At 57.4% G+C, this 7,390-nt stretch carries 6 protein-coding genes and 1 pseudogene; all 7 read left to right on the top strand.

Annotated elements, in window-relative coordinates; genetic code table 11:
* A partial coding sequence (locus tag BMX62_RS12920; protein WP_162273546.1) for a PT domain-containing protein occupies window positions 1–3,490 on the top strand: 3,490 nt, incomplete at its 5' end.
* Between the two features lie 97 nt (window positions 3,491–3,587).
* The gene (locus BMX62_RS12225) at window positions 3,588–4,979 is read left to right on the top strand and encodes a tetratricopeptide repeat protein (protein ID WP_090209529.1); all 1,392 of its coding nucleotides are present in this window, start codon (window positions 3,588–3,590) and stop codon (window positions 4,977–4,979) included.
* A gap of 4 nt (window positions 4,980–4,983) precedes the next feature.
* Complete coding sequence (locus tag BMX62_RS12220) at window positions 4,984–5,781, top strand: SapC family protein (protein ID WP_090209526.1); 798 nt, start codon at window positions 4,984–4,986, stop codon at window positions 5,779–5,781.
* Window positions 5,781–6,476 carry a class I SAM-dependent methyltransferase gene (locus tag BMX62_RS12215; RefSeq protein ID WP_090209522.1) on the top strand — a complete coding sequence of 232 codons (696 nt, stop codon included), beginning with the start codon at window positions 5,781–5,783 and terminating at the stop codon, window positions 6,474–6,476. Before BMX62_RS12220 ends, BMX62_RS12215 begins: the two co-directional genes overlap by 1 nt.
* A gap of 146 nt (window positions 6,477–6,622) precedes the next feature.
* Window positions 6,623–7,117 carry a DUF2442 domain-containing protein gene (locus tag BMX62_RS12210; RefSeq protein WP_090209519.1) on the top strand — a complete coding sequence of 165 codons (495 nt, stop codon included), beginning with the start codon at window positions 6,623–6,625 and terminating at the stop codon, window positions 7,115–7,117.
* A gap of 27 nt (window positions 7,118–7,144) precedes the next feature.
* Window positions 7,145–7,282, top strand: a pseudogene (locus BMX62_RS12780) (transposase); the annotation flags it as partial.
* The coding region (locus BMX62_RS13335; RefSeq protein WP_338011482.1) for a helix-turn-helix domain-containing protein at window positions 7,258–7,390 on the top strand (133 nt) is incomplete at its 3' end. The pseudogene BMX62_RS12780 and the gene BMX62_RS13335, both read left to right, overlap by 25 nt.

Below are 7,390 nucleotides of genomic sequence, written 5' to 3'. Positions count from 1 at the left end.
GGGGGCTACTGCCTATACCCTGACCGATGCCGAGCTGAACCTGGATGACCTGTCCGAGGACGAACTGGCTATCGTCACCGGGGCAACCAATGCGGCGGATTATGGTGTGGATCAGGATGAGCCTACCGATGCGCCGACGGATGAGCCTACCGATGCGCCGACGGATGAGCCTACCGAAGATCCGGGCGAAGAGCCGGGCGATTACACCCTCGAAGAGGCCCTGGCCATTGTGGCTGACGAAGACCAGGAACTGCCAGAGGTGTACAGTATCGATCCTGAAGTGAGCCTGGAGGCAACAGCAAGCGTTGCAGAGGCTCAGGCCACTCGTGATGCCGTTGTAGCCATCCTGGCCGGTGCGGAAAACACCGAAGCCCTGGATATCGATGTGCTGTTTGTCTGGAATATCGAAGACACTGCGGCCAATATTCTCGATGCCACAGATGAGCTTGTGGTGACCGGTGCCAATGCCCTGAGCATCACTGATGATGCCGTCACTGTGGATCAGGCCAACAGCCTGAGCGCACTGGAGAACTTCGATGGCGAGTATGCCCTGGCCGATACCTTTGCCCATCTGTGGGCCGTGGCAGAAGAGTCGGTGGTGACCGACGCTCAGTCCTATACGCTGACGGATCCCGCCGGTTCGCTGGGTACCCTGAATCCGGAGCAGGTTGCTTTTGTTGAAGGGGCGACCAATGGGGCGGATTATGGCTGGGGAGTTAAGGGTGAGACTTTCACGCTCACTGCAGGTGCCGATGTCATTGAAGGTACCGAGAACGATGACACCATCATCGGTAAGACCTCTGCCGTGTCCAGCGAGCGCACGCTGAACCCGGCTGATCAGATCGACGGTGGTGAAGGTAACGACACCCTCAAGGTGGCGATGGATGCCAGCTTCACCGGCTTCAGTGGCGACGGTTACCTGAAGAATGTGGAGACCGTGGAGCTGACCAATGAGGGCAGCACCCTGCGTACCTTCTCGGCCACCAAGGCGGAAGGTGTTGAGACCTATGTGCTGAATGCCGCCAAGGGTGCCATCTCTCTGTCCAACCTGGCGGAAGCCGGCATCACCGTTAATGTGAACGATCAGGCTTCTGGCAATGCCACCATCGGCTTTACCACCGACGCAGTGAAGGGCGCCGAAGATGCGCTGACACTGGGCGTCAGCAATGTGGGTAAGGTGAAAGCTACGGAGACGGGTAATAACACCTATGTGACTGTGGCTGCTTCGGGTATTGAGCATCTGACTGTTGATGCGGCAGGCGATAACTTTGTCAATCTCGCGGGTGCGGCCAGCAAGACCCTGGCGGTCAAGGGCGACGGCAAAGTCGATATCAGTGCGGTGGCCACGGGTGTGACCAGCTTCGATGGTTCCGAGAACACCGGCGGTATCACCGCTAATTTGACCGCAGTGACCGGTGGTGTGCTCGCTAATGTCAAGGGCGGTGAGGGCAGCGATACCCTCAGCGTGGGTATTGGGGGTATCACAGGCAATGCCAGCTTTACCACTGGCGGCTCGGGCAACACCCTCAAGCTGTCGGGTACCGGCACCATTGCTCCGGCGGCGGTCAGTGGGTTTGAGACCATTGATGTTGCGGCTGGTGTAGGCGGTGTCATTCTCTCCGGCGCCAATGTCTCTGATCTGTCCAAGGTGGTGGTCAGCGAATCTAAGGGAGATGTCACCCTGTCCGGATTGCCCAATGCCGATCTGACCGTTGAGTTGGATGGTGCTGACAATAATAGCAATAAAACTGTTACTTACACCAATGCCGGTAGCGTGACATTTAACACCACGGCGGCGGCTGCCGACGTGACGGCCAAGACCGCCACGGCGATGGACACCAGATTGATCGCGACCAACGTCAATGACGTGACCATCAATCAGGGGGCATATACCAACTACAACGGTATTGTCACCGTCGGTAATGCAGATACGGTGTCCTTCAACAGTGCCAGTGGCAAGAATGCAGCGACACCGGCGGCGGAGCAGACTAACTTTGGCGGTACCATTTCTGCTGCCAAGGCTACCTCGCTTGAGGTGAATGCGGCGGGCAAGCTGACTGGGGCTACCTTCGATATGGCCAAGGTGACCTCGGCCAACATCACGGCCGATGCTGATTCCACCGTCAATCTGAATACTCCGGAGTTGCAGTTCCTTAATTTGGCCACAAAGGGCACTTTTGATTTTGCGGCGGGGCCAAGTCATCTCTCTGGCCTGGAAACCCTGATTGTCAGCGCGGCCAAGGCGGTTGACCTTGATACCAACCTCAATACCAAGATGACCGGCATCAGTTCCATTGAGCTGAGTGGCGCTGGGAACGATGCGAAGGTTACGCTGGGTGCTCTGGGTACAACGGACAATGACAAGAACATCACGCTGACTGCATCCGGCTTGAAGGCTGGGTTAGAGACCGGAACGATTACAACTGCTGCAAGCCGCACCATTACCGTGGATGCTGCTGGGGTGACGGGTGGTGTGAAATTGGGTGTTGCGTCAGTCAACGATGCGATTGCCGATGGCACGGTAACGATGACCTTTGGCGCCAACAACGGTACGCTGGATATCGCCGGTGCGACTGCCAAGAACGTCAACATTGATGCCAGTGCGGTGATTGCTAGCGGTCTGACTGGCGCTAGTTTTGGTAATACCACCACAGTCACTGCCGAGACCGCCACCGTCAAGGGCGCGAACCTGGGTGACAACAGTGTGACCTTCGTGGCCAATGGCACGGAGCACACCCTGAACTACACTGGTGGTATCAAGAACGATGCGGTGGTGATTACCTCTACAGCGGCTGAAACCTCCAAGATCAAGGGCACGATTGCGCTGGGTGATACTGGGACGGATACGCTGATCGTTGGTGGTCTGACCAACACCGCTGGCGTAGCAACCAAGGTAGATTTGAGCGAACTGGTGATGACCGGTGCTACGACTGATAAGTTGATCACCATTAATGCAGGAGCAGCCACGGCTCTTTCTGAGATCCGCCTGAGCCAGTACGACGATACGGTTAACTTGAGAGCAGCCCAAAACGCAAGCGACAAGATCTTCTTCAACGATGCGGGCAAGACTGGGCTAAATACCATCAACGGCTTCGTTGGTGGGAGTGCAAGTGCAGATATTTTGAACTTCAACGCCTTCATTACGCCTGCATCTGCATCAGTGTTGGGGGATGCAAGTAATCCAGGAGCGGCAATCGCCAACAATACGGTTTATCGGATTGACGCAAATACCGCCATCACAAACAAGGACTTCGGCGGTGCTAATTTTGGTGAGTTGTTCGTCGGTTCTGGCAGCGGCTTCCTCTCCACGGCGGGTGCCGCAGCAAATGCCAAGGCTGTCTTGTTGGTAAGGGGTACTGATAGAACCGAGGTGTATTACGTTACCAACAATGGTGATACCACCATCACGGCAGATGAAGTGACCTTGGTTGGTATTGTTAACACGAACACCTTGCTTGTTCATCAAAACATTGATGGTGTGACAAGCTAACCGATCAATCACCCAGTTCGCTGGGTGATCTCGGCTTGAACCAAGCCCCGCCCCCCACAAGGGGTGGGGTTTTTTTTATTAACCCGTGAGGACACTGATGCCCGTTGCCAAGTCCACACCGCCGGACACGGCGCTCACCCGCCTGTTGAACCAGGGGCGCTGGGCTGAGGCCATCCCGCTGTTGCAGGGACTGATCCAGTCTCACCCCAGGGAGCCGACCCTTTTGAATGTGCTGGGCAAATGTCTGCTCAACACCGGGCAACATGCCCCGGCGCTGGCCGCTTTGCGTCGCTCTTTGGCGGTGCAACCGGATACGCCCGAGACCCTGGCCAATGCCGCCTTGTGCGCGGCGGCCCTGCGTGATTATCAATCTGCCTTGGGTGACATCGCCCGTGCGGTGATGCTGGCACCGAATGAATTGGCGGTGCGCTTGGTGCAGATCAAGGTGATGATTGCCGCCCATCGCTGGTCGTCATTGGGGCCGTTGTTTACCGAGCTGCGCAGTGCCCACCCCAATGCCCCGGGGCTGAACGAACTCTATATCGCCTATCTGCTGCACACCGAGCGGTACACCGAGGCCGAACCCCTGATCGAGGCGTTGGTGAAGTCCCGCCGCCGTGCCGATGATTTCAACCAACTCGGCAACGTATTGATGAACACCGATCGTCTGGAGGAAGCCCAGGCCGCCTTTCGAAAGGGTGTGCAGCAGATCATGCGCCACCCCACCACGGGTGCGTCGCCACCGAAGGACTACATGGATGTCAGTGCCGCCCGCACCGCGCTATTGGCCCTGCATCAGGCACTGGGTGCTTTAAAAGTACCCTTTTTTCTCGCCTTCGGTACCTTTTTAGGCATCCATCGTGATGGTGAATTACTGCCCCACGACAAGGATATGGATGTCGGCTTGCCCTGGAAAACCCCACGCCTGCCACTGATTGAGGCGCTGCTGCATCATGGCTTTGCCTGCCCGCAATTGGACAGCTATCGCCAGAATGAACCCCTGTGGTACGCCACCGTGGGCCACATCGCCACCGGCATCACCATCGACTTCTTTTTTGCCAAGAAGACCGATCAGCACATCGAGATGGGCTTTGTCAAAGGCAGCCAACCGCTGACCTGGCGCTTTCGCCCCTTCACCCTCGTCCCCCTGGCGTATGCCGGGGCCACCTTTCAAGCCCCCGAACCCGCCGCCCCGCATCTGGCGGAGGTCTACGGGCCAAACTGGCAGATTCCGGATGCCAACTGGGATTCCTGCCTGCTCAGTCCCAATCTATCCCCTGAATCCCGACCGCTGGGCCTGTGCTTTGGTTACAACCGCCTGCTCAGCGCACTCAGTGATCAAAACTGGAAGAAGGCACACGGCTACTGCCTGCAACTGCAGCAGATCACCGAGGACAGCCTGATCAATAAATTACGCCAGCAATTGGAACGCGACTATCCACAAGCGTGGTTCCCCGTCCCACCTGCCAGGGCTGCCGCCAAGGACTAACACCATGTATCAAAATCTTTTACCGCTGAATCCCGATACCCTGCAGCACCGAGGCTATCGCCGCTATAGCAACTACCTGTTTGCCGAGCGTGAGATGGCCATTGAGTTGGCCTATGCCGAGCTCAGCGATGCGATGACCGCCTACCCGTTGGGGTTCATGGTCCAAGAGGAGCAGGTGCGCCTGATGGCGCTGCTTTCCGTGATGCCCGGTCGCAACAGCTATGTCACTGCCGATGGGCGCTGGGCATCTGCCTATGTGCCCGCTCTGGTGCGCAGTTACCCCTTTGTCGCCGTTCCCCACCCGCACAAGCCACACGAACACCTGCTGTGCGTAGATGAGGCTACCCTGGCCGATGACCTGAGCGCCGACAGCGTGACCCCGCTGTTCGACGACCAGGCCCAGCCGAGCGAGGCGCTACTTCCGGTATTGGAGTTCTGGAAACAGATGGCTGTTGGGCAAACCCGTACCCGGCAGGTCTGCCAGCACCTGTGGGATGCCGGGCTGATCCAGCCGTGGCCGATCCGGGTGCAAGAAGGCGAGGAAGAACGTACCCTGCAAGGCTTTTATGGGATTGACGAAGCGCGTCTGAACCAGTTACCGGCCGAGACCTTGGCCCGATTGCGCGACCAGGGTGCCCTGGTACTCGCCTATGCCCACCTGCTTTCACGCGCGCGCATCAAGTACCTGCAGCAGACCACCTCCATGCAAGTGGCCTACGACAGCAAACGGCGCGAGCTGGATGCCCAGCTTGACGGTTTGTTTGGTGAAGGTGACAAAGAAACCTTGAAGTTTGATTTCTGATGGCCAGTGAATTCAGCCGTGATGTGGCCGACCAGACCAGTGCTTTCTGGCAACACTTTTATACCACCCATGCCCTGCGCCACGAACCATCACCCTTTGCGCGGTGGTGTATGCAGCATCACCTGACATCGGGGCAGCGGATGCTTGAACTGGGCTGTGGCAATGGTCGCGACACCTTCGCCTTTGCTGGACATGGGTTGGCTCTGCTGGCAATCGACGGCTGTGAGGTGGCAATTCGCAATAACATTGCGTTTGAGCGATCCCGCCAGCGGGAGGGACAGTCGCCCCGGTTTCAGGCCCTCGACGTGAAGCAAATCAACACGCTGCCTGCGCTGCATCCCGTTTGGTTTGATGGCGAAGATCGTGTCAACGTGGTGTATTCGCGGTTTTTTCTGCATGCCATCCCCGAGGTATTGGAGGATCAACTCTTGGCCTTTGCGGGGCAATATTTACCGCAGAATGGGTTGATGCTGCATGAATTTCGTACCACCCAAGACCCACTGATGCAGCTTGGAGAGGTTCTGAGTCCGACGGAACGCTGGACGGATCATTATCGGCGTTTTATTGACACGGCGGCATTTTGTCAGAAGGTTAAGCGGCTGGGCTGGAAGGAAATCCATTTTGAGGAACGCAACGGCCTGGCGAGATTTGGCGCTGAAGATCCTGTGGTGGCGCGGGTTGTTTTGCAGAGATAGGATGCGTGCTGCGTGGTCATGCACTCATGCCAGGAAATGAGGGACAGGCACTCTTGACTGTTTTGGTCGGGTATTGTGGGTGGTTCGCATCATGCGCATTATGTGAAGCGTGTTTTCCCCTGTTTTCGCGGAGACTTGAGCTGTCCATGAGCGAGTACTTTTTCCCGAAACTGGAGGTTGTTGAGGCTTTGGCGCCTTATCGTTTGCGCACGACCTGGAGCACGGGTGAAGTGCTGGAAGTCGATGTTGGCGAGATCCTGCGCAATATCCCGGCACTCGCCCCTATCCTTGATGCCGAGGTTTTTGGGCGTGTGCATATCGCCGAGTGGGGAGGCGGCATCGAATGGTTCGATACCGAATTTGGTGAGGACAACGTCTATGCGTGGGCTAAGGAGCAGGCTGGGGAAGTCAGTCACGAGATGTTTGGTGAATGGATGCATCGTAACGGTCTGTCGCTGACCACGGCTGCCGAAGCACTGGGTATCAGCCGCCGCATGGTGAGCTACTACCGCACCGCACGCAAAGCCATCCCGCGTTCCATCTGGCTGGCCTGCTTGGGCTGGGAAGCTACGCGCCCGAATGCGAAGACACTGCCGCGTACTTTGCCAACCGCGCGCGAGTACGCCGCTGCTCACGCCTGATGGATTCTAGGGGACACCCACTTTGTATTGGCGTCTCTTGCTATTGCACCCCTGATGCCCTTTGATGCCACCGGGCGGGAGTCCTGGGCGGTGCCGTTTGCCTGGGGGGATTATCTGGAACTGGTGGAGACACTGGGCCGATGTGTGCATCCCACCAAACGCGGATACATGTAGCAGTGAGCACTGACATGCTGAAGGCCACAAAGATACGCATCTACCCCACGACCGAACAGGCGGCATTTCTGAACTGCCAGTTCGGCGCGGTGCGCTTTG

The sequence above is a fragment of the Ectothiorhodospira magna genome, assembly GCF_900110965.1.
Taxonomy (GTDB): Bacteria; Pseudomonadota; Gammaproteobacteria; order Ectothiorhodospirales; family Ectothiorhodospiraceae; genus Ectothiorhodospira; species Ectothiorhodospira magna.
This window is presented reverse-complemented; position numbering and strand designations above follow the sequence as displayed.

What these genes read in the sequence shown, in the direction of transcription:
- BMX62_RS12220 (WP_090209526.1), top strand. Translation starts at nt 4,984, where the DNA reads ATGTATCAAAATCTTTTACCGCTGAATCCCGATACCCTGCAGCACCGA.
- BMX62_RS12210 (WP_090209519.1), top strand. Translation starts at nt 6,623, where the DNA reads ATGAGCGAGTACTTTTTCCCGAAACTGGAGGTTGTTGAGGCTTTGGCG.
- BMX62_RS12225 (WP_090209529.1), top strand. Translation starts at nt 3,588, where the DNA reads ATGCCCGTTGCCAAGTCCACACCGCCGGACACGGCGCTCACCCGCCTG.
- BMX62_RS12215 (WP_090209522.1), top strand. Translation starts at nt 5,781, where the DNA reads ATGGCCAGTGAATTCAGCCGTGATGTGGCCGACCAGACCAGTGCTTTC.